Origin of the sequence: Porticoccus litoralis, from assembly GCF_030676955.1 — a bacterium.
Taxonomy (GTDB): domain Bacteria; phylum Pseudomonadota; class Gammaproteobacteria; order Pseudomonadales; family Porticoccaceae; genus Porticoccus; species Porticoccus litoralis.
In genome coordinates this window covers 22,349-44,164 of sequence record NZ_JAUUUU010000006.1, presented here as the reverse complement: position 1 = coordinate 44,164, position 21,816 = coordinate 22,349, and the positions used below count along the sequence as shown (strand labels likewise).

22 protein-coding genes are annotated in these 21,816 nt (G+C 49.6%); 3 read left to right on the top strand and 19 right to left on the bottom strand.

What is annotated here, in order from left to right; genetic code table 11:
• Positions 1-76 precede the first annotated feature (76 nt).
• Positions 77-1,417, top strand: coding sequence for a glutamine synthetase family protein (locus Q8A57_RS09985; protein ID WP_305170963.1), 1,341 nt, complete (start codon positions 77-79; stop codon positions 1,415-1,417).
• A 710-nt stretch (positions 1,418-2,127) separates the two neighbouring features.
• Positions 2,128-2,814: an orotate phosphoribosyltransferase gene (locus Q8A57_RS09980; protein WP_305170962.1), complete on the top strand. Its 687-nt coding sequence runs from the start codon at positions 2,128-2,130 to the stop codon at positions 2,812-2,814.
• A 119-nt stretch (positions 2,815-2,933) separates the two neighbouring features.
• On the opposite strand, the gene Q8A57_RS09975 is transcribed toward Q8A57_RS09980, so the two are convergent.
• Both Q8A57_RS09975 and Q8A57_RS09970 read right to left on the bottom strand, forming a co-directional pair.
• Positions 2,934-3,209, bottom strand: coding sequence for a hypothetical protein (locus tag Q8A57_RS09975; protein ID WP_305170961.1), 276 nt, complete (start codon positions 3,207-3,209; stop codon positions 2,934-2,936).
• A gap of 59 nt (positions 3,210-3,268) precedes the next feature.
• Positions 3,269-4,087 (bottom strand): DUF547 domain-containing protein, encoded by an 819-nt coding sequence (locus Q8A57_RS09970; protein ID WP_305170960.1) that lies wholly within the window; start codon positions 4,085-4,087, stop codon positions 3,269-3,271.
• Between the two features lie 95 nt (positions 4,088-4,182).
• Here Q8A57_RS09970 and bioA point away from each other — a divergent pair, with 95 nt between their 5' ends.
• The gene (gene bioA / locus Q8A57_RS09965; RefSeq protein WP_305170959.1) at positions 4,183-5,475 is read left to right on the top strand and encodes an adenosylmethionine--8-amino-7-oxononanoate transaminase; all 1,293 of its coding nucleotides are present in this window, start codon (positions 4,183-4,185) and stop codon (positions 5,473-5,475) included.
• 25 nt (positions 5,476-5,500) lie between these two features.
• Here bioA and Q8A57_RS09960 read toward each other — a convergent pair whose 3' ends face one another.
• From Q8A57_RS09960 to lepB, 17 genes are all read right to left on the bottom strand, one after another.
• The gene (locus Q8A57_RS09960; protein ID WP_305170958.1) at positions 5,501-6,526 is read right to left on the bottom strand and encodes a tryptophan--tRNA ligase; all 1,026 of its coding nucleotides are present in this window, start codon (positions 6,524-6,526) and stop codon (positions 5,501-5,503) included.
• Positions 6,527-6,606: 80 nt separating this feature from the next.
• Positions 6,607-7,920 (bottom strand): M18 family aminopeptidase, encoded by a 1,314-nt coding sequence (locus Q8A57_RS09955; protein ID WP_305170957.1) that lies wholly within the window; start codon positions 7,918-7,920, stop codon positions 6,607-6,609.
• A 23-nt stretch (positions 7,921-7,943) separates the two neighbouring features.
• Positions 7,944-8,819, bottom strand: a complete 876-nt coding sequence (locus tag Q8A57_RS09950) for an NAD(P)-dependent oxidoreductase (RefSeq protein WP_305170956.1) — start codon at positions 8,817-8,819, stop codon at positions 7,944-7,946.
• Positions 8,820-8,831: 12 nt separating this feature from the next.
• Entirely contained in the window at positions 8,832-9,629 is a 798-nt protein-coding gene (locus Q8A57_RS09945; RefSeq protein WP_305170955.1) for an undecaprenyl-diphosphate phosphatase, read from the bottom strand.
• Positions 9,629-10,360, bottom strand: a complete 732-nt coding sequence (tsaB, locus tag Q8A57_RS09940) for a tRNA (adenosine(37)-N6)-threonylcarbamoyltransferase complex dimerization subunit type 1 TsaB (protein WP_305170954.1) — start codon at positions 10,358-10,360, stop codon at positions 9,629-9,631. Before tsaB ends, Q8A57_RS09945 begins: the two co-directional genes overlap by 1 nt.
• A gap of 87 nt (positions 10,361-10,447) precedes the next feature.
• Positions 10,448-11,560 (bottom strand): hypothetical protein, encoded by a 1,113-nt coding sequence (locus tag Q8A57_RS09935; protein ID WP_305170953.1) that lies wholly within the window; start codon positions 11,558-11,560, stop codon positions 10,448-10,450.
• A gap of 148 nt (positions 11,561-11,708) precedes the next feature.
• Positions 11,709-12,689 carry a ferrochelatase gene (gene hemH / locus Q8A57_RS09930; RefSeq protein WP_305170952.1) on the bottom strand — a complete coding sequence of 327 codons (981 nt, stop codon included), beginning with the start codon at positions 12,687-12,689 and terminating at the stop codon, positions 11,709-11,711.
• Between the two features lie 65 nt (positions 12,690-12,754).
• Positions 12,755-13,408 (bottom strand): adenylate kinase, encoded by a 654-nt coding sequence (gene adk, locus Q8A57_RS09925; protein WP_305170951.1) that lies wholly within the window; start codon positions 13,406-13,408, stop codon positions 12,755-12,757.
• A gap of 123 nt (positions 13,409-13,531) precedes the next feature.
• A complete protein-coding gene (gene mazG, locus Q8A57_RS09920) occupies positions 13,532-14,350 on the bottom strand; it encodes a nucleoside triphosphate pyrophosphohydrolase (RefSeq protein WP_305170950.1) in 819 nt (272 codons plus the stop codon).
• A 1-nt stretch (position 14,351) separates the two neighbouring features.
• On the bottom strand, positions 14,352-16,601 hold the full coding sequence (gene relA / locus Q8A57_RS09915) for a GTP diphosphokinase (RefSeq protein ID WP_305170949.1): 2,250 nt from the start codon (positions 16,599-16,601) through the stop codon (positions 14,352-14,354).
• 195 nt (positions 16,602-16,796) lie between these two features.
• Complete coding sequence (gene cysM, locus Q8A57_RS09910; protein WP_305170948.1) at positions 16,797-17,690, bottom strand: cysteine synthase CysM; 894 nt, start codon at positions 17,688-17,690, stop codon at positions 16,797-16,799.
• Positions 17,691-17,861: 171 nt separating this feature from the next.
• On the bottom strand, positions 17,862-18,242 hold the full coding sequence (gene acpS, locus Q8A57_RS09905) for a holo-ACP synthase (protein ID WP_305170947.1): 381 nt from the start codon (positions 18,240-18,242) through the stop codon (positions 17,862-17,864).
• Complete coding sequence (recO, locus tag Q8A57_RS09900) at positions 18,239-18,982, bottom strand: DNA repair protein RecO (RefSeq protein WP_305170946.1); 744 nt, start codon at positions 18,980-18,982, stop codon at positions 18,239-18,241. Before recO ends, acpS begins: the two co-directional genes overlap by 4 nt.
• 96 nt (positions 18,983-19,078) lie before the next feature.
• Positions 19,079-19,987 (bottom strand): GTPase Era, encoded by a 909-nt coding sequence (gene era / locus Q8A57_RS09895; RefSeq protein ID WP_305170945.1) that lies wholly within the window; start codon positions 19,985-19,987, stop codon positions 19,079-19,081.
• The gene (gene rnc, locus Q8A57_RS09890) at positions 19,984-20,655 is read right to left on the bottom strand and encodes a ribonuclease III (protein WP_305170944.1); all 672 of its coding nucleotides are present in this window, start codon (positions 20,653-20,655) and stop codon (positions 19,984-19,986) included. Before rnc ends, era begins: the two co-directional genes overlap by 4 nt.
• A 6-nt stretch (positions 20,656-20,661) precedes the next feature.
• A complete protein-coding gene (locus Q8A57_RS09885) occupies positions 20,662-21,027 on the bottom strand; it encodes a DUF4845 domain-containing protein (RefSeq protein ID WP_305170943.1) in 366 nt (121 codons plus the stop codon).
• Between the two features lie 31 nt (positions 21,028-21,058).
• Entirely contained in the window at positions 21,059-21,811 is a 753-nt protein-coding gene (gene lepB / locus Q8A57_RS09880; protein ID WP_305170942.1) for a signal peptidase I, read from the bottom strand.
• Between the last annotated feature and the right edge of the window lie 5 nt (positions 21,812-21,816).

The following is a 21,816-nucleotide window of genomic DNA, read 5'->3' as shown; positions in this document are numbered from 1 at the left end:
ACAGAGAAATCGCGCTAATTTAAATAAATAATTAGGTATACACTACCATGCAGCAGGTAAATTTAAGGATTTTGCTATGCAGGAAGATCAGGAGCTGGCTGATTGGCTGAAGGCCAATAATATCAGCGAAGTGGAATGTCTGGTGCCAGATATGACAGGCTCGGCCCGTGGCAAGTTTATCCCGGCGAACAAATTTCTCAAGGAGGAGAGCCGGTTGCCCGAGAGTATTTTGGTACAGACTGTAACCGGAGATTTTAGTGATCGCTTTTGGGGCGTCTATAGCTCCAGTGATGGCGATATGATTCTGGAACCTGACCTTTCAGCAGTTCGCAAAGTGCCCTGGGCTAACGAATCCACAGCACAGATCATCCACAACTGTTTTGACAAGGATGGCAACCCGCATCCGCTTTCCACGCGCAATGTCCTGAAAAAGGTTTTGGATCTTTATGCGCAGGAGGGGTGGCATCCTATCGTAGCCCCCGAAGTGGAGTTTTACCTGATCGAACGCAATCTCGACCCAGATGTTGAACTGAAGCCGCCAACAGGGCGCTCGGGCCGTCCTGAGACAGCCCGTCAGTCCTACAGTATTGATGCCGCCAATGAATTCGAGCCCTTTGTTGAAGATATGTATAACTACTGCAACGTGATGGAGCTGGATGTCGATACGTTGATTCACGAGTCCGGACCCGCACAACTGGAAATCAATTTTCTGCATGGTGATGCGCTGGATCTTGCTGATCAGGTATTCATCTTCAAGCGCACCATCCGTGAAGTGGCCATGAGGCACAATATCTACGCCACCTTCATGGCCAAGCCTATGAAAAATGAGCCGGGGAGTGCCTTGCATCTGCACCAGAGTATTAACGATCAAGACGGCAAGAATATTTTTTCCACCGAAACGGGCGAGGAGAGTGACTACTTCCGCTGGTACATTGGTGGATTACAGAAATACTCAAATAGCGTGATTTCCTTCTTTGCGCCAAACGTCAACTCTTACCGGCGTTTCACAAAAGATGTGTCAGCACCCATCAACCTCTGCTGGGGTTATGACAACCGTACAGCGGGTTTGCGCATCCCGGACTGTACACCAGCTTCCCGACGAATTGAAAACCGGTTTCCCGGTGCTGATGTGAACCCCTATCTGGCAGTCGCTGCGTCACTTGCCTGCGGCTACCTGGGAATCAAAAACCGTATTGAGCCTACGCCTCCACACAGCGGTAACGCCTACGAGGAAGAGATCATGTTGCCCAGAAGCTTGGAGGAGGGTATTCGCGCGCTGGATGAGTGCGATGAGATCAAGGAAATTTTCGGTGAGCTTTTTGTGATGGCTTATACTGACGTCAAACTGGAAGAGTTTGAGGCTTTTATTCGTGTTATCAGCTCCTGGGAGCGAGAATTCCTTCTTCTATCCGTATGAACAACCCAGAGCGGCACCCAGACATCAGGCAGTGATGAATTCTATATATGGGCTGCCTTCAATAACACTACGAAACAGATACTTAGAACACTTTTTTCATTGAAGGAACGAGGATTATTGATATTGGTCTGAAGTAGGGCATGATCGAACACGCCTTAATACAATCCAATGTTTATAAACATCCAGTCAGATCTGCCCTAACTGAAATAACAAAAGATAAATTAACTACTTAAGTTTGTTTCTATGCTTTGTGCACATAATTGCGACACACCATCTACTATGTTGCTCATCTATGACCACCTGAACGCTGTGGACCAATGGGGAGATTCACGCTGGCCGTCTCCACTGTAATGATTTGTCCTTGCGTCATTGGTGACAGCCGTTGCACCTGGTAATTCCGCCTTCTGGCGTCACGCACTTAAAAACCATTGAATCCATAGCAGAGTAGTTCCAACCTGACAAACGTCTTGACCCTGCATAACGCTTCAATAGCCAAGTAACTTCTGGATTTCGGTCTTACCCGCCCCAGACCAAACTGCGCATAATGTATATTATGTTAAATTTAGCGTATGAAGAATATTGTCTGTATTGGTAATGGCGCAAAACCTGTACTGCCCTCCCTTGTTCTGGCAAAATTCGCGCTTCTTGCAATATCAATCACTAATGAATTTTTTAACGGGTAACCTTGCCGTTATTAGACTGGAGCTACTATGTCTTTCAACAGTTTTCCTGACCAGGATCTGATCGCACAAATGACGGCAAAAATGTTGCTTGAAATTGAAGCTATTAATTTCAGACCAAACGATCCATTCAAACTTACTTCAGGAAAAGCCAGCCCAGTCTATATTGATTGTCGCAAGATCATCTCTTTCCCACGTGTTCGCGCCACCATGATGGACTTTGGTGCTTCGACCATTTTGAGAAATATCGGTTTTGAATCCATTGATGCTGTTGCAGGTGGCGAAACTGCCGGTATCCCCTTTGCCGCCTGGCTTGCTGAACGCCTCTCCCTGCCAATGCAGTATGTGCGCAAGAAACCCAAGGGTTTTGGCCGAGATGCACAAATCGAAGGCGACCTGAAGGAAGGTTCACGGGTTCTATTGGTGGAAGACCTGACCACTGACGGTGGCAGCAAAATCAAATTCTGCGAAGCATTGCGTCATGCAGGTGCCGAGGTCAGCGATACTTTTGTTATCTTTTTTTACGATATCTTCCCGGGAACAAGGGAAAAGCTGGCAGATATTGGCGTAAATCTACATTATCTGACCACTTGGCATGACGTATTGAATGTCTGTAAAGCTGAGAACCGTATGGACAACCAATCCATTGCGGAAATTGAGTCTTTCCTTAATGCGCCTGTGGAATGGTCTTTAGCGCATGGCGGTGTTGAAGAATAACCAACACAGTCCAATCAAAAGCGATAAAACCTGTCTCAGGGGCAAACTATATGCGATTGCGTTAGCTTTGCCCCTTAGAGCTCGTCATCGACCTTGATTTTGATTACTGCCACACCAGGTTAGCCAAAGATTGAACTGAATATATCGCCAATAATTTCGAAGATAGAAAGAATACCGTCTAACAGCAATTCAAAAAAGCCTGTAACACATTCAAGTGCACTATCAGCAGCCATTACCGCTGGTCCTGCTATGCCACCAAAGGAAGAAATCAGTACCACTGCTGCTATAAGGTTAAATCCTGCAACTATAACGTAGGTAGTTGCACCGATAAGAGCCAATGAAGATATTGTTCTTAACAATCTAATCCAGATAGATTGTTCTTTTTTTCTTTTCATATCTACACCATAAATAGTGTTATCTGTTAATTAGATATGCAGTGTTTATGAGATTAATTCTAGAAAGAGTTAAGACTGCGATCGTGTATATAATCAATCTTTCCCTGAAACCCTAACAGGTATAGGGCCAACCGATCATCTGCATAGTGTGCAAACACCTTGAGCAGCGCTTTGTCGTCGCGTGCAAAATCTTCTCTGTACTGGCTGAACATACTTGATGCTGTCAAGCGACCATTTTTGAGAGTGACACCATTCTTGTGGTTGATAAACTCTCTGCCCGATTCTTTCAGCAGAGCTTTCACGTTATTACCGGTAAAGGCTACCGGCAACAGTCCGGGACAACTCATATCAGCACAATTCAGTCCGAAATGTACTTTGTGATCTTTCCAGATGGGTCGCAAGATTCGGTTTTCAATATCATTCAGTGAGAGCCATTGTCCAGTCACGCTGACTAATTGGCTGTTCAGGGGGCCCTTTGATGAATGCTTTGAACCGATCTCTGAAAAGCTTTTAACCGGATAGTGGTCACTGATGACCTTCACCGTCAATGCGTTATACAGGTTCAGCCAATACGCTTGCTGCTCCTTGCGGCTGTATTTTCTCGGGTCGGTTGCCGACAGCGTATCGATGTATTTTGATAATGATTTTTTGTCGCTGTGATTCAATTCACCGTAACGGAACCGGTTAACACCGGTTTCTTTTTTTACTACATGGTGCTTTAGGATGTTATCCCACGCTTGGTGATTGATGGCCTCACGGTTCCAGTCGTTAGATTTATCCCAGTAGGCCCAATATTGGCTATCGGTCGCGGCCTGTACATTTGCCACACCCAACAACGTGATAAGAATAAAACTGATGAAAACAGGTTTAAGTGCCATGATCAAAGCCATCTGTTAATTGTCGTTATCCACTTTGGTACCACCAACTTCCGTATCATACAATATCAATCCCCTGGACTGTGAATCACCTCTCCATGAATAAACTTAGCAGGTCCCAAATTTCTGCCATTGACCAGCAATATATTTGGCATCCCTACTCTTCCCTGACATCACCGATACCGGCCTATGAGGTCACTTCTGCACACGGTGTTCGCATTGAGTTGTCTGATGGACGACAGCTTATAGACGGTATGTCTTCCTGGTGGTGTGTCATTCATGGTTACAACCACCCTACCCTTAACGCTGCGCTTCATGAGCAGGTCGAACGGGTGTCCCATGTCATGTTTGGCGGCCTCACCCATGAACCCGCCGCCAAGCTTGCCAGAACGCTGGTAGATCTTACACCGACAGGCCTGGAGAAGGTGTTTTTATGTGATTCAGGCTCGGTCAGTGTCGAAGTTGCCATGAAGATGGCCTTCCAGTACTGGCAATCCCGCGGCGTTACTGGAAAAACCCGTCTTTTGAGTCTGCGCAATGGCTATCACGGTGATACCTTCGGGGCGATGTCTGTGTGCGACCCTATTACCGGTATGCATCACCTCTTTCACGATGTGCTGATGCAGCAGGTATTTTCCCAAGCGCCGCGCTGTGGATTCGATGACGACTGGGACGAAGCCTACATTACAGATTTTGAGACACAATTGTCAGGGCACTGCGATGAGCTGGCCGCCGTTATCCTCGAACCGATTGTGCAAGGTGCGGGCGGCATGCGCTTTTATTCGCCCCACTTCCTGCAACGTGTACGTGAACTCTGCGATCAATATGATGTGCTTCTGATCGCCGATGAAATTGCTACAGGATTCGGGCGTACCGGCAAGCTGTTCGCTTGTGAATGGGCGGATATTGCCCCTGATATTATGTGCCTGGGTAAAGCACTTACCGGTGGATATATGACCTTGGCAGCCACACTCTGCACTGAAAAAGTGAGTGATGGCATCTGTCAGGGCGAAGCCGGAGTTTTTATGCATGGCCCGACATTTATGGGCAACCCCCTCGCCTGCGCAGTGGCCAATGCCAGCATAGACCTGCTGTTGTCCAGTGACTGGTCTGAAAGAGTTCAAGACATACAGTCACAGCTTCAGGTTGAACTGGCACACGCACGCGACTTTGCTAATGTAGCTGATGTTCGTGTGTTAGGGGCGATTGGCGTCGTGGAAATGAAACAGGCTGTCGACTTGGCAACCATCCAAAAGGCATTTGTTGATCGAGGGGTGTGGATCAGGCCATTCGGTAAACTGATTTATGTGATGCCCCCCTACATCATCAGTGAAGATGACCTGCAACTGCTCTGCCATGCGATGCTGGAGGTGATAGCCAGCCTTCCCTAGCTGAACTGATTCACTATGATTTTGATTAAACTAAAGGATACAGCCCCACCGCCCTGTTAAGTTTATCCATAAATGGTGTACACACTGCTCTCGCCTTTTCAGCGCCAGCCTTTAACGTGGTTTCGATATAGTCCGGGTTCTCCATAAGCTCGTTGTAGCGCTCACGTGGCTCCCGCAGTTCCTCGTTGATCAACTCGAACAGCTGTTTCTTGGCTTCACCCCAGGCGATGCCATTTTCAAACTCACGACGCATCGCATCCGTTTGCTCCTTGGTGGCAAAAGCGCGCCAAATCTGAAACACGGTGGACGTATCCGGGTCTTTGGGTTCGCCGGGCTCCAATAGGTTGGTGACGATTTTATTAATATGTTTTTTCAGCTGTTTTTCCGGCAGGAAAAGCGGAATCGTGTTGCCATAGCTCTTGCTCATTTTTCGACCATCGAGCCCTTGTAATACCGCCACATGGTCATCCACTACCGCTTCCGGTAACGTGAAATGTTCACCGTAGATGTGGTTGAAACGCTGGCCGATATCCCTGGCCATTTCAATGTGCTGAATCTGATCCCTTCCCACCGGCACTTTAGTGGCGTTGAACATGAGAATATCTGCTGCCATCAACACCGGGTAGGAGAACAATCCCATGGTGATGCCATAATCCGTGTCCTCACCACTGTCCAGATTCTTCTGAACCGAGTCTTTGTAGGCATGTGCACGGTTCATGAGGCCCTTGGCGGCGACACAATTCAGAAACCAGGTTAACTGTGGAATTTCAGGAATATCGGACTGCCGATAGAACACCACATTGTCGGTATTCAAACCCAGTGCCAACCAGGTTGCAGCGATTTCCAGGGTCGACTGGTGGACCTTTTCCGGTTCCTGGCACTTGATCAGCGCATGGAAATCTGCCAGAAAGTAATAGGCATTAACATCCGTATTCTGGCTGGCAGCAATGGCTGGTCGGATAGCACCCACGTAGTTACCCAAGTGGGGCGTGCCGGTTGTGGTTATGCCGGTCAGGACAGTATCGGCTTCGGAAGCTGTGTTGTTATTCATGGGTTGTATCTACAGTTAATACGTCTTGTGGGCGCACATCATACGGATTTCAGCATGGGGATAAAGGCGAAATTGTGCATTCAGATGTCTTCCACCAGCAAACTGCCTTCATAACTGTAAAATTCCGTGAGAGCACGGTAGAGATTGTGCGCATCCTCGCTACCGGCCATCTCTCGAATGGAGTGCATGGCAAAGGTCGGCACACCCACATCGAGGGTCTGGACACCCAGCATGGCCGCCGTAATGGGGCCTATGGTGCTGCCACATCCCAGATCTGTCCGATTTACGAAAACCTGAAGTGGCACATCAGCCTTTTCACACAACTGGCGGAAAATAGCAGACGTTACACCATTAGTGGCATAACGCTGATTGGCGTTGATTTTCAGTACCGGACCGGCATTGAGAATCGGGCCGTGATTGCCATCGTGGCGATCCGCATAGTTTGGATGAACCCCATGGGCATTATCGGCTGACACCATCAATGAACGGCGAATAATACGGGTCAGCCGTTCCGGTTGCGGGTAGAGGCGCTCAAGAAGTGACTGCAGCATTGGGCCATTGGCACCACAGGCGGATACACTGCCGACTTCTTCATGATCATTGCAGATCAACATGGTGGTCTGCCGATCGCCGCTTTCCAGCAAGGCTTTTAGGCCGGTAAAACAGCTCAGCAGGTTATCGAGACGGGCACTGGAAATAAACTCATCTCGCCATCCGGTAATGGCAGGTTGCTGGCAGTCATAGAAATACAATTCATAGTCGACAATTTTCTTGCCGGCCAGACTGGTAGAGGTATGGCTCAGGGCCTCGGATAGAACTTCACGAAAATCCTTGATGTCCTTCTTAGCATCCTTGAACAGAACTGGTGGGATATCCGTTTGCGGATTCACCTTCCGTTCGTTGTTGGCATCCCGGTCAAGGTGGATGGCCAGACTGGGAATCACCGCCACCGGCCGCTGCAGATCAATTAAGCCCTGACACAGTTTGCCCTCGCCGTTATCTACGATAACCCGGCCAGCTATAGACAAATCCCGATCAAACCAGGGGTTCAGTAACGCACCACCGTATACCTCCACACCTAATTGAAAATAACCCTGACGATTCAATTCAGGTTTCGGCTTCACTCTGAGACACGGGCTGTCGGTATGGGCCCCGACCATGCGGATACCCGATTCCTCGACAGGGATCTGGCCCATCACAAAAGCGATAATGGAAGAGCCATTGCGTGTGATGTAGTAGCGCCCACCCTTCTTCAGCTCCCAGGCATCTTCTTCTGGTAAGGACTGAAAGCCAGCATCATCCAACAGCTCACGGAGATTTCTGACCGCATGAAAAGGCGTGGGAGAATTACCGATATACTTCAGCAGTTGCTGATTGAAAAGTTCACTACTCATTGGCTTATATCCTGCCTATTGCCTTAACCCGATTGACTTTCCAGCCTGGCCAGCAGGCTGGATGTATCCCAACGACCACCACCCATGTTGTGCAGCTCATCATAAAATTCATTAACCATGTTGGTCACCGGTAACCGGGTGCCATTTTTCTTCGCTTCTGCGAGCACAATCCCCAAATCCTTACGCATCAGATCCACAGCAAAACCGTGATTGTACTCACCGGCCAACATCGTTTGATAGCGATTCTCCATTTGCCAGGACTGGGCTGCCCCCTTGGATATGACGTCGATCACCTGTTCGGCATCCAGCCCTGCTGCCCGGGCAAAATGTAATCCCTCTGCCAGAGCCTCAATTAACCCGGCCACACAGATCTGGTTGACCATTTTACATAGTTGGCCTGAGCCCACCGGACCGAGCAACGTGACCTGACGGGCATAGCTATTCATCAAGGGCGCTGCGCGTTGAAAATCATCGGTATTTCCGCCAACCATAATCGTCAGCTGACCTTTTTCGGCCCCTTGCTGACCGCCGGAGACCGGCGCATCCAGGTAGCCAATCCCTCTATCCCCTGCCACTTTTGCCAGTTCTCTGGTGACAGTGGCGGAAACGGTGGTGTGATCAATAAACAGGGCGCCCTCCTGCATGGCTGAATACGCCCCGTTGTCTCCAGTAGTGATCTCCCGCAGATCATCATCGTTACCGACGCAGGCAAAAACAAAGTCCGCCTCTCTGACAGCTTCGATAACGGTCTCTGCCCCCCTACCGGGATAACATTCAAGCCAGGCCTTCGTCTTTGCCGCTGTGCGGTTGTAGACACAGACCTCATGGCCCGCACGACTAAGATAGCCCGCCATGGGAAAACCCATCACACCCAAACCAATAAAGGCAACTTTGCTCACGGATTAGAATTCCTAATTCATCATGATAATAATCAGCACGGCACCGAGCAGCAGGCGGTAAATAACAAACGGCAACATCCCAATGCGGTTAATCCAGGTAAGGAAAAGGTGGATACACAGATAGGCGGCCACAGCAGACAAAAAAGTGCCCAGGGCTATATCACCCCAAGGGACTTCCTCGAGACGGGTCAGTTGCATCATTTTGTAACCGCCACTGAGCACAATAATGGGAATCGCCATCAGGAAGGAAAAACGGGCTGCGGCTGGGCGGTCAAATCCCAACGCCAATGCTGCAGTAATGGTAATGCCGGAACGTGAAGTACCCGGTATTAATGCGATAGCCTGGGCAACGCCCACAAATAACGCAGCACGCCAGGTGAAGTCGGTGAGTGGACGACTGCGGGCACTGAACATATCAGCAGCACCCAATAACAAGGCAAAGAGGATCGTGGTGATGGCAATCACCAGGGTTGAGCGCAGATGTGTCTCGATGAAATCAGCAAATAACAGGCCCGCAAGTCCAGCGGGGATGGTGGCAAGAATAAGCTGCCAGCCCAACCTGCTTTCCGGTGAGCCACCTCCACCAGTTACGCTACGTAGCCAACCTGTTATGAGGCCCTGTACATCCCGCCTGAAATACCACAATACAGCGACCAGCGAGCCAACGTGCACGGCAACATCAAAGGCAAGCCCCTGATCGGACCAACCCAATACTGCCGACGGCAAAATCAGATGGGCAGAGCTGGAGATCGGTAGGAATTCGGTCAAGCCCTGAATAATGGCTAGGATAGCGATTTGTAGTGCATCCATTACAAGCAGGACTCCCCTCGGCCATTCTCCGATTTTTGTTCTCGCAATCGCTGGCGCTTTTTCCAGGTCACCTTGTCTCGCAAATACAGTGGCTGCACGTCAGTTACAGCTTGCGTAGCTCCATGTGCAATTTGAGGCATTGCCAGCGTCAAAACATCTAGAGCATCTGGCAAGGCTTCTCTATTAAGAAATGTCGGGGAAATGGCAATTCTCTGAGCGTAATTCCACCCATCGCCAAAACCGTGGACTGCTAGCGGGGAAGCGGTGGCGGGAAGGTCTTCCGGTACGGACAAACTGTCTTCATACAACCTCGTCAATTGGCCGTCACGCCATTCAAACTGCGCCCAATAGACCTCATCCATTCGTGCATCAAACATCGGCATGACGATGCATGGCTCTTTTACTGGCTCCTGCTTGCGAAGCCCTGTGAGGGCTAATGTCTCGAGACTGGAAACCGGGCATACAGGAATGTTAGCGCCGAAGGCCAGGCCTTGAACAACACCAAAACCAATACGAATACCTGTGAATGATCCGGGACCGTGGGTGAATGCCAACGCATCCAGCTGATTCAGGCAAATACCACCCTCTTCCAGCAGCTCATTTACCATCGGCAACAGTAGGCGGGTATGCTCACGACTTGCCAGACGAAAACGAGAAATTACCTCTCCTCGAAGACTCAGCGCCGCTGAACAGGCAGCGGTCGTCGTATCGATGGCTAAAACCGTGTGCACAAAAAAATCCCCCGTCAAAGCGGGGGATTGTAACCTGAATTAGCCTCTGGCAGTGGGCAGGTTTATGCCAACCTGAGGTCAAACCCTTCAGCTTGCGCTTTCATTTTTCGCTTCAGTTCCAGTTGATGTATCTGTCGCTTTGGTCGCGCTGGCATTACTGGATTTTGAAGAAGCTGCCTTGGGTGGACGACCAGGACCACGTTTAGCTGTGGTTGGTTTTTTTACCACAGGTTTTTTTGCAACAGATGTTTTAGCCTTGGCAGGACGTCCGACCGCGCGTTTGGTTGTAGCTGGTTTCACTGCCGCCTTTGCAGATTTCCCTGCGCCGGACTTAGTGGCACCTGTTGTCGATTTTTTTGGCCCTCCAGGACCGCGTTTAGCTGTAGTCGTTGTAGCAGTCGCCGTCACTTTTTTGGGTGGTCTTCCCGGCCCGCGCTTCGCCGTAGCTGTCTTGGCAGCAGCGTTTGTCGAAGCAGTCTTTCTGGGGCGACCAGGTCCACGTTTGACGGTAGTTGCCTCAACAGCCTTGGCTTTTGGGGGACGCCCAGGTCCACGGACAGATGGCATCGGGGTTTTAGCTTCCTTCACGGCAGCAACTTTCTTCTCGGCAGCCTTAATCACTGCCTGAGCTTTTTTGTGTAGTGATTTTTCAGCAGATTTAATTCTGGAAAGCGCTCTTCGCTCAACCTCTCTGACCTTTCTCGCCATATCATTGGAACGTTTTTTCAACCAGGCCTGCTCAAAACGCTTCTTGGCCGCATCCAGTTCTTCCTGGGTTTTATCCTTGAGTTTGGATTCTGCCTGAATGACCCGGGCTTTTGCCTTTTCTTCCATATCAGCCAGCTGGCCCATAATTTTTGCAGCGCGTAGCTCTGCTTTTGCCAGAGTGTTTTTTACGTTCAGGTTTTCAAGCTTTGTCATTCCTGAGCGGACTTCCTGCATAGCCTTCTTCAAGGCTGACTGGGCAGCTTTCGATGAATTTTCAGCAACGCGACTTCTCGCTGCCATGAGTTTTTTTCTTGCAGCGCTAACTTTGCTGCTCTGGGTAGAAATCTCCTTTTCCAACTTGCTGATAAGATTTTCAGCTTTAGCGACTGCAGGGTTTACCTTGTTGACCTCTGCTTTTTTCCTTGCTGTTGTTTTTTTGGTTGTGGTTTTTGCTACTGCTTTAACAGCAGTTTTCTTGGGAGCTCGAGCCATTGGATGTCCCCTTTAAGCTGAAAAAAAAAGAAAATATAATCATCAATAAAATTGATGTGTATAAAGTTTATTCAATTTAAAGATATTTTCCAGCAGAGGAGCAAAAAATAATCAAATATAGACAGTAATTTAGCTGATTTCGGTAAATTTAATTAAATAGTTTTGTTTTCACCAGCGTTGCAAGGGTTTTAATAAATTCTGGAGCATCATTCAAACAAGGAATGTAATGATAATGTTCACCGCCTTCAGATAGAAAAAGCTCCCGATAAGATATATTTAATTCTTCCAGTGTTTCCAGGCAATCAACCGTAAATGCAGGGCTGATAATATCAATGGACTTCACACCGTTGGTTGCCCAGGTTTTCAATTGTTCATCTGTGTAGGGCTGCAGCCATTGTTTGGGGCCAAAGCGCGATTGAAAACTCATCGCCCACTGGTCTTTTTCCAGAGACAACTTTTCTGCCACTGCTTCGGCAGTGCCCAGGCAGTGTTGGTAATAGGGGTCACCTTTATCAACATATTCCTGTGGAATACCGTGGAACGACATCAAAAGCTTTTCGTGTCGCCCATTCTTTTCCCAGGAATCACGAATACTCTGCACTAAACAGTCGGTATATCCGGAGTGATCGTGAAATGACTTGATCACACTGATATCTGGAACATCCCGCGACTGACGAATAATAGCTGACAACTGGTCGTAGATAGCTCCGGTGGTCGATCCCGAATACTGTGGATACATAGGTAGCACCACATACTCCTGAATACTTTGCTCCCGCAATCTCTGGAAGGTGTGAGAAAGAGATGGTTCTCCGTAGGTCATTGCTTCACAAACCACGGTATTTCCCAGTCCGACATCCTCGTCCAGCTGATTTTGCAGTGCTGTAACCTGGCGCCCGGTAATAACCCGGAGCGGCGACCCCTCAGCCAGCCAGATTTCACCATAGCTATGTGCCACCTTTTTGGCTCGCAACGGGATAATCACCAAGCGCAGTAAAAACCACCACAGCAGCTTGGGTGCTTCCACCACTCTGCTGTCGGAAAGGAACTGTTTCAGAAATTTCGCAACGGCCCCCGGTGTCGGTGTTTCCGGCGTTCCGAGATTAACGACAATAACGGCTTTTTTATTCATAACCTATCAATTTCTGGGCAAAAAAAATGGACCCTATCGGGCCCATTTTGCATGACTGCTTGAACTCAAGCCAGCGCTTCTTCCAGACGTGCTTCAACATCTGCCAGAGCACCAACACCATTGACACTGGCATAAGAAGGCGCACTGTCAGGTTGGGTTTTAGCCAAGCCCTGATAGAAGCCGACCAGAGGCTCAGTTTGTTCGTGGTAAACAGAAAGACGGTTACGGATAGTGTCTTCCTTATCGTCATCACGTTGGATCAGTGGTTCGCCGGTTTCATCATCCACACCTTCCTGCTTCGGCGGATTATGGATAACGTGATAGACGCGACCTGAACCCTCGTGAACACGGCGGCCGCTCAAGCGAGACACAATTTCATCATCTGCCACATCAATTTCAATGACTTTGTCGATAGTGACGCCTTCACTGAGCAGTGCTTCAGCCTGGGGAATAGTGCGGGGGAAACCATCAAACAGGAAACCGTTTACACAGTCTGGCTCCTGAATGCGCTCTTTCACCAGCGCGATAATCAGGTCATCAGAGACCAGGCCGCCTGATGCCATGATATCTTTGGCTTTCAGGCCCAGCTCGGTGCCAGCCTTAACTGCAGCGCGCAGCATGTCGCCGGTTGAAATCTGGGGAATGCCAAACTTTTCAGTGATGTATTTGGCTTGTGTACCTTTGCCCGCTCCCGGCGGTCCTAACAAAATAATACGCATCGATGATCTCCGCTTAATCTGGGTAGAATTATAATTAGCAAATTGCCCAAACTCGTGATTGAGGGCGGAAACCTTACACATAATCCGCCCGGATAACAAGCAAATACGCGGCTTTGGCCGATGTTACCTGGTCTCCAGCTTGGCCTCACGCCACAACTGATCAAGACGTTGTGGAGAGGTCTTGACAACCTCCTCACCAGATTCGGCAAGCTTTTCTTCCAGGTACTGGAAACGTTTCTCAAACTTTCGCGAAGCATTTCGCAGAGCTAGTTCTGTGTCGACGCCCAGATGACGACCGAGATTAACGGTGGTAAACAGCACATCACCAAGTTCATCCTCGATAAGCGCCTGATTCTGCTCCCGCAACGCCGCTTTTAATTCGTCGATTTCCTCGTTCAGTTTATTCCACACCCCACCACTATCCGGCCAATCAAAACCATGGTTTGCAGCCCGTTTCTGCAATTTCTGCGCACGACTCAAGGCTGGCAATGCCCGAGGAATATCATCCAGAATCGATGAACGACCTTTATCCTGTCGTTCACCCTGCTTAAGGCGCTCCCAGTTCTGCTTGATATCTTGTTCGTTGGGGTTTTCCCGTGCATCGCGTTGACTGTGCAATGTACCTTCGGGGAAAACATGAGGATGGCGACTGACAAGCTTATCAGTCAGTGCTGATACGACCTGCTCGAAGTTAAATAGGCCCTGCTCTTCCCCCAACTGGCTGTAGAACACCACTTGAAACAGCAAGTCACCGAGCTCTTCCTTCAGGTGGGAATAATCCTCACGCTCAATGGTATCGACAACCTCGTAAACTTCTTCCAGGGTAAAAGGCACAATGGTTGCGAATGTCTGCTTCAAGTCCCAGGGGCATCCTGTCTCTGGGTCACGAAGGCGTCTCATCAGGTAGAGAAGATCCTGGAGTGAACTCTTGTTATCGAACATGTCAGTTTTCATCCAGCCGCTGAACACCGATAACGTTAGGAATCTGCCTCAGTCTGGACATCACCGCACTCAACTCGTCAAAACTACTGACCTCAACGGTTATCTCCATACGTACGGAGACACCTTTGCGGCTTTCATCGCTTCGAGAGTTCATGGCCAACACGTTGAGTCCGGACTTGTCCAGAATAACGCTCACATCGCGAAGTAAACCGCTGCGATCATAGGAATCGATACCGACACGGACTGGATAGACCTGCTTGGGTTTGCCACCCCAGGAAACCTCGAGCACCCGCTCAGGCTCCTGATTCTGCAAGCGCAACAGGTTGCCACAATCTTTGCGGTGTACCGAAACACCCCGCCCACTGGTGATGTAACCACTAATCTGGTCCCCGGGCACAGGACTGCAACAACGGGCAATATGCGTCAACAAATTGCCCACTCCGTAGATGTATATATCGGACTCTTCGTAGCGGCTGGCTTTGCTGGGGGTAAAGACCGGAATTTTCTGGGGCTTGCTAGTCAGATCAAGTGTCGCAACGATCGCATTAACAACTTGGGCAACACCGACATCACCGGCACCAATTGCCGCATACAAGCCTTCTTCACCATGCTTGTTGAACTTTACGGCAATAGCATCGAGATCAATCCGGCCTATATTCAGCTGGCGCAGCTCGCGATCAAGTATCGACTTGCCTGCCTGTGCGTTTTTATCCTGGTCCTGCTTGCGGAACCACTGTTGAACCTTGGCTCTAGCCCGCGCGGTATGGAGATAACCGAGTGCTGGCGACAACCAGTCACGACTGGGGGACTCCTGTTTACTGGTCAACACTGACACTTGATCCGCCGTATGCAAGGTGGCGTTAAGCGGCACAATCCTGCCGTTCACTTTGGCACCCCGGCAACGATGCCCTATAGAGGTGTGAACACGGTAGGCAAAATCCAGCGGCGTAGCACCCAAGGGTAGATCTACCACATGCCCTTCGGGGGTAAAGACATAGATTCTGTCAGTGGCGTTGTCGCGACTGAGCAACTCCTTGACCTGATCGTCTTCAATCTCTTCGTGCCATTCAAGCACCTGACGCAACCAGGCAATTTTCTCTTCGTAACTGCGTGCGGAAGCTTTCAGGTCGGTGCCTTTATAGCGCCAATGGGAGCAAACGCCGAATTCTGCTTCTTCGTGCATGTCATAGGTGCGAATCTGAATTTCCACAACCTTTCTATTCGGGCCAATCACTGCTGTATGCAGGGAGCGATATCCATTTTCCTTCGGAGTGGCGATATAGTCATCGAACTCATTGGGGATAATTCGCCAGTGATTGTGAACAATACCGAGAACGGTGTAGCAATTCGCAACAGTGGGCACCAGTACCCGCACGGCACGAATATCGTAGATTTGTGAAAACCCCACATCCTTGCGGTGCATTTTTCGCCAGATGCTATAGATGTGTTTCGCTCGGCCTGCAATATCAGCCTTGATTTTTGCCTTGGCCAATTCTTTGTGCAGTGTATCGATCACTTCATCGATATAGCGCTGCCGGTCCATCCTGCGTTCGTCCAGCAAACGCGCAATTCGCATATACTCGTCGGGTTCCAGGTAGCGGAAAGCCAGGTCCTCCAGCTCCCATTTCAACTGTCCTATACCCAGGCGGTGTGCCAGCGGCGCATAGACATCAAAAATTTCGCGGGCCACACGCTGACGCTTTTCATCGGTAGCGGTTTTTAGTGCGCGAATAGCACAGGTTCGTTCGGCAATCTTGATCAGCGCGACACGAACATCGTCAATGATTGATACCAGCATTTCCCTGACTTTGGCAGCCTGCTGAGCTGCGGCGTGACCAAATACCGTTGCTTCACCATCGGCACGCAGGGTACTGATAACCGCCATTTTCAGAACACTGCTGATCAGCTGCGCCACTTCAGCGCCAAAATGCTGTTTAACCTTTTCAATGGAAAGCCGACGTTCCCTGACAACTCGATAAAGAATGGCGGCGACCAGGCTGTCCACGTCATAGAGGTGTAATTCGGCGAGAATTTCCGCCATTTCAAGGCCAGTTCGGAAGCTGCTAACAGTCGGCGTCCAGCGTTCGTCCCCTGATTTTTCTTCCGCTTCCTGTGCTATTTCACAGGCGGTAATCAGGGCGTCCCGAACGTCACGATCTGTCACGATCTTGCTCAGCAGGCTATCAACCCACTGTTCAATATCGACTGTGCCCTGTTCCTGGACCGGATGGTGGTCCCTAACCTGTACCATAGACAACTCTTATGAGGTGTTTCCTGATGCCCGGATGTTGCGCCAGAGCATCGCGATAATCGTAAACCTAATGGATGGTTCTAAAACCATTAACTGGTTTTACCCGGAGTCTATTATCTGATGGGGAGTATCCCAAGATTTAGCCCGTGAGCAGCTTAACGTCGGGCCGATGAGCCTGCAACTTGCTGCTACTGGCTATTCAGACTGATAAATTCCCGAGGATAAGTAACGATCTCCACGGTCACAGATAATAGCGACAATGACCGCATCCTCCAGTTCTTCAGATAATTTAAGGGCCCCGGCAACCGCGCCACCGGAGGATACTCCGCAGAAAATGCCTTCCTTGCGAGCCATATCGCGCATGCAAGTCTCGGCATCAGCCTGGGAAATATCCATCACCCGATCAACCCGGGATGCATCAAAGATGGCCGGCAGGTAAGCTTCCGGCCAGCGCCTTATACCGGGGATGGCTGCACCCTCCTGTGGCTGCAGGCCAACAATCTGAATAGCGGAGTTTTGCTCCTTCAAATAACGGGAAACACCCATAATGGTGCCCGTTGTGCCCATGGAACTGACAAAGTGAGTCACTCGATGTTCGCTTTGTCGCCATATTTCAGGCCCCGTGTGTTCATAATGAGCCAAGGGGTTATCAGGGTTTCCGAACTGATCGAGAACGATCCCCTTACCCTCTGCTTCCATGGCCTTGGCCAGATCCCTGGCGCCCTCCATGCTTTCCTCACGACTGACCAGCAGCAACTCGGCACCGTAAGCCCGCATGGCAGCCTTGCGTTCTTCCGTACTGTTTTCCGGCATGATCAGGATCATCCGATAACCCTTGATGGCAGCCGCCATGGCCAGTGCGATACCGGTATTACCGGAGGTCGCCTCAATCAATGTGTCGCCAGGACGGATCTGACCCCGTTGCTCAGCACGCTGAATCATACTGATAGCCGGACGGTCCTTGACGGAGCCAGCGGGATTATTACCCTCCAGCTTGACCAGGATGGTATTGGTTGTTTCGCCAGGCAATCGCTGTAAACGTACGAGAGGCGTTTCGCCAATACAGGATTCAATGGTCGGGTAGCTCATTATTTTCTCAACATCCGGATAGTTGCCGGCCCGCTGCTAATTGGTCCAGGGCCGTTACATCAAAGAGCGCTTATTCTAGCTAGGCACTGTACCAATGTCTTGCCGAGGGAGTAGCATCATAAAGATTGTTTAGCTCTATTGGCCTGAAAAAAGGTTCTTGTCGTAACCTGGTCAAATACGCTTGGAAAGCACGACGAAAGCGATGGCATAGTGCTGCTCATCGGAAAGGCTTAACAGTGCCTCATCAGCACCCAGGTCACTCATCACCTGTTGCGCTGTAGCACTCAACCTGAATTGCGGCCGCCCTTTGGCTGTATTTTCCGTTTCCATATCCTGCCAGGACACAGCACCGATGCCGGTTCCCAGAGCTTTAGCCAAAGCTTCTTTCGCGGCAAAACGCTTTGCCAGATAGGCTGCAGACTGGGCAGCTTCATCAAACCGAATCAGCTCGCCTGGGCACAGAATACGTTCGGCAAATTTCCGTCCGTGCTGTTGCAGCGCTTTTTCTATACGGGCTATTTCAACAATATCGGTGCCAACTGCAATGATCATGAAGAATCCCTGTTTAAAACCTGGCCGCGAGCAAAGAGTTCACGACTTCTGAGTGGACGATCACCAAGTAAATTCTGTATTGCCAGCCTCATTAAGCGCTTGGCCGCTTTAATATGACGTGGATTCGAGTAGTCTTCAGCGGCAATTGCCAAAAGCGAGTCACCGCTAAAGCAGTTAGGCTGTTCCCGTTCTAAAGGAGTGAGGGGTGGCGACGTAACACCCACTACCGGATCGAACCAATACCAGCCTTCAGGGTCAATCTCATCACCACTGTCTTCGCTATGCTCCAGAGCCAACCCATAACCCAAATCCGACAACAGTTGATGCTCAAACCGGCGCAATGCCAGCTCGATATACTGTCCTTCAGATAGCGCATGCAAGGTAGACAGGTAGCAATCAAAGAGGGTTTCATGGGGATCGTGATCCGCCAGCAGTCTTAGGATCAGTTCGTTGAGGTAGAAACCGCTGAACAGGCAATCGCCACGAAGTATCAGAGGCGTTCCAGACGGCTCCGCATTGGCCAAGGTCTTTAGTTCACCCTTACCTCGCCAACCCACAATCAACGGTGTAAAGGGTTCGATGGTGCGACCCCGCCCTTTGCTGCGACGCAGAGACCCTCGCGCAACAAGCCTCAGGCGTCCATGGTGCCGAGAGAAAAGATCCACCAACTGACTGGTTTCCCGGTACGCTTTTGTGTGCAGGACAAACGCTGGTTCTCCATCCACTTGCTGCACAGACACAGGTTATATGTCCCTGATCAAACGGTTAAAGGAAATAAGCAAGAGAACGACACGTGGGGACAGGTTCAGGGTGTTCATTAATGCCCTGCCAACAGTTTACTCGTCGTAGCCAAGGCTGCGTAACGCACGATCATCATCCGACCAACCTCTTTTTACCTTAACCCAGAGGTTCAGCATAACCTTGCTTTCGAGCAGACGCTCCATATCCATACGTGCCTGCTGGCCAATTTTTTTCAGGCGTGCACCCTTTTCCCCGATGATAATTTTTTTCTGGCCATCCCGTTCTACCAGAATCAGAGCACTGATATGACAAATTTTTCCCTGGTATTTAAATTCCTCGACTTCCACTGCAACTTCATAGGGTAGCTCTGCCCCCAGTTGTCGCGTAATTTTCTCGCGGACGATTTCAGACACCAGATATCGCTGGGTGCGATCAGTCACCTGATCTTCAGGATAATAGTGAATACCCTCGGGAATGTGCGCGATAATCGCCTCTTCCAGCTCTTTCAGATTCTGTCCATGTAAAGCCGACAACGGTATCAGCTCAGCCTCGGGAAAACGGTTGGACAGGTTTTGCAATTGCGGAATCAAGTCTGATTTTTTTTCCAGACGATCACTTTTATTCAGCGCGATGATGACCGGTGCTTTACTTCTGACAATTTCCTCGGCAACTTTTTCATCAGCTTCTGTCCAAATAGTGCGATCTACCACAAACACCACCACGTCCACGTCCCGAATGGCGCTCTCCGCCGAACGATTCATAAAACGGTTAATGGCTTTGTCCTGATTGGAATGGAGCCCAGGAGTATCGACGAAGATTAATTGTATTTCTCCCTCGGTCTTGATCCCCAGGGTGTTCTGCCTCGTGGTTTGTGGCTTGCGCGATGTAATACTAATTTTCTGGCCAAGTAGATGGTTGAGTAGTGTCGACTTGCCAACATTGGGTCGGCCGACGATGGCCACGTAACCACAGCGACCTTGTTTCTGATTTTCGTTATCGCTCACTGATGCAGCCCTGACAGCGCGGCCGCGGCCGCTTTTTTCTCGGCAGATCGCCGACTGGTTCCTTCACCCACCGTAGGTGTCGGTAATCCATCCACCGAGCAGGTGACCGTAAAATGTTGGTCGTGTGCCTCTCCGGCAATATTGATCACTTCGTAAACCGGCAAGGATTTCCCCCTCGATTGCAGCAGTTCCTGTAACTGCGTTTTAGGGTCCTTGAGATTTGTCTGGGTCAGGGTGTCCAGCCGCTCAGAGAACAATGCAAGAACTGCCTTTTCACAGGCTGAGATGCCGCCATCCAGATAAATTGCACCGATAATGGCTTCAACGGCATCTGCCAGGATCGATTCCCGGCGGTGGCCACCACTTTTCATTTCACCACCACCCAGTTTCAGGTGTTCCCCTATACCGAGTTCCCTTCCCACCTCAGCGAGCGTCTTGCCTTTAACAAGGTTGGCTCTGTAACGGCTTAGATCACCTTCATTCGTGTCGGGAAGTTGCTGGTAGATGGCGTGGCCGATAATAAAGTTAAGCGCGGCATCACCCAGAAATTCTAGCCGTTCATTATTGTTGGCGCCGTAACTACGGTGCGTTAACGCAAGTTCAAACAGGCCCTGATCCTGAAATTCATAGCCTATGCGCTTGAGCAGTCGTTGTTTATTGATATTCACTCGGGATTATTTGGAGGTATCGTAAGAATTTTTGAATTTTACGACCACATCAACGTTACCCATGAAGTTGATTCGTTTTTCATAGTCGAGGGTGACCGAAGTATGGGTCTTATCCCGGATGATTTTTACATCTCTCATATCCATATCTCGGACATTATTGATATCAAAATTATCGGCAAGTTTTCTTCTGATCTGTTTGTCTGTAAGCGTATGAATATTTTCATCAGCCAACGATTCGATGGCCGCTCTGACAAATGAATTATCCAGATACAACGGACCAAGCTTCAGTCCCGCTGTGATAATGAACCCGGCAATGGCAAGTACACACAACCCGCCCAATACAGTAACGCCCTGTTGCTTATGCTGCTTCATTTGCGTCTCTCCAAAGTCATCCCGACGGATATTACTGAATTTTTCCAATACGGTCGAAACTGGGTAAAGTCCCCAAGGACTCCCAGTGCATCCAGATTATCACCGCTTTTCCAACAATATTCTTTTCTGGAACCGGCCCCCAGACACGACTATCACTGCTGTTATCACGATTATCGCCCATCATGAAATAATGTCCCTCTGGAACAATATATGCAAAATTTCTACCCAGTGGGCCTGGAACTATATTTTTTTGGATCCTGTGCACCACATCGCCAAGAGCCTCATCATTGATAATAAAACGTGAATCGGTCGAGGCGCCCTCTACAGCAACCTGTTGAGCTGGTTCACCGTTAACAAACAACTGGTTGTTCACAACGCTCACCTCATCACCAGGCAGGCCAATCACCCGCTTGATAAAATAACGGTCATCCTTCGGTGGAAAAAATACCATGACATCACCACGTTTGGGCTCATTCATCGGTAATATTTTGGTGCCGGTAATTGGCAGGCGTACCCCATAGGTAAATTTATTGACGAGAATGAAGTCACCCACCTTCAAGGTTGGAATCATTGAGCCTGAAGGAATCTGGAATGGCTCAAAAAGGAATGAGCGAAGTACAAACACCAGCAGTAATACCGGAAAAAAAGAACCACTGTATTCAATCCAGGTAGGTACCGGTTGATCGGGAAGGCGTTTTTTCGACAGGAACCACCGGTCTGCAAACCAAACCAGGCCGGAAACCAGCACAAGAATGAATAACACTAGTGGAAAATCAAAATCCATGAATC

Excerpts from the sequence above, each read along its gene's own strand:
- Q8A57_RS09985 (WP_305170963.1), top strand. The coding sequence starts at position 77 with ATGCAGGAAGATCAGGAGCTGGCTGATTGGCTGAAGGCCAATAATATC.
- Q8A57_RS09980 (WP_305170962.1), top strand. The coding sequence starts at position 2,128 with ATGTCTTTCAACAGTTTTCCTGACCAGGATCTGATCGCACAAATGACG.
- Q8A57_RS09975 (WP_305170961.1), bottom strand. The coding sequence starts at position 3,209 with ATGAAAAGAAAAAAAGAACAATCTATCTGGATTAGATTGTTAAGAACA.
- Q8A57_RS09970 (WP_305170960.1), bottom strand. The coding sequence starts at position 4,087 with ATGGCACTTAAACCTGTTTTCATCAGTTTTATTCTTATCACGTTGTTG.
- bioA (WP_305170959.1), top strand. The coding sequence starts at position 4,183 with ATGAATAAACTTAGCAGGTCCCAAATTTCTGCCATTGACCAGCAATAT.
- Q8A57_RS09960 (WP_305170958.1), bottom strand. The coding sequence starts at position 6,526 with ATGAATAACAACACAGCTTCCGAAGCCGATACTGTCCTGACCGGCATA.
- Q8A57_RS09955 (WP_305170957.1), bottom strand. The coding sequence starts at position 7,920 with ATGAGTAGTGAACTTTTCAATCAGCAACTGCTGAAGTATATCGGTAAT.
- Q8A57_RS09945 (WP_305170955.1), bottom strand. The coding sequence starts at position 9,629 with ATGGATGCACTACAAATCGCTATCCTAGCCATTATTCAGGGCTTGACC.
- Q8A57_RS09935 (WP_305170953.1), bottom strand. The coding sequence starts at position 11,560 with ATGGCTCGAGCTCCCAAGAAAACTGCTGTTAAAGCAGTAGCAAAAACC.
- hemH (WP_305170952.1), bottom strand. The coding sequence starts at position 12,689 with ATGAATAAAAAAGCCGTTATTGTCGTTAATCTCGGAACGCCGGAAACA.
- adk (WP_305170951.1), bottom strand. The coding sequence starts at position 13,408 with ATGCGTATTATTTTGTTAGGACCGCCGGGAGCGGGCAAAGGTACACAA.
- mazG (WP_305170950.1), bottom strand. The coding sequence starts at position 14,350 with ATGTTCGATAACAAGAGTTCACTCCAGGATCTTCTCTACCTGATGAGA.
- relA (WP_305170949.1), bottom strand. The coding sequence starts at position 16,601 with ATGGTACAGGTTAGGGACCACCATCCGGTCCAGGAACAGGGCACAGTC.
- cysM (WP_305170948.1), bottom strand. The coding sequence starts at position 17,690 with ATGAGCTACCCGACCATTGAATCCTGTATTGGCGAAACGCCTCTCGTA.
- acpS (WP_305170947.1), bottom strand. The coding sequence starts at position 18,242 with ATGATCATTGCAGTTGGCACCGATATTGTTGAAATAGCCCGTATAGAA.
- Q8A57_RS09885 (WP_305170943.1), bottom strand. The coding sequence starts at position 21,027 with ATGAAGCAGCATAAGCAACAGGGCGTTACTGTATTGGGCGGGTTGTGT.
- lepB (WP_305170942.1), bottom strand. The coding sequence starts at position 21,811 with ATGGATTTTGATTTTCCACTAGTGTTATTCATTCTTGTGCTGGTTTCC.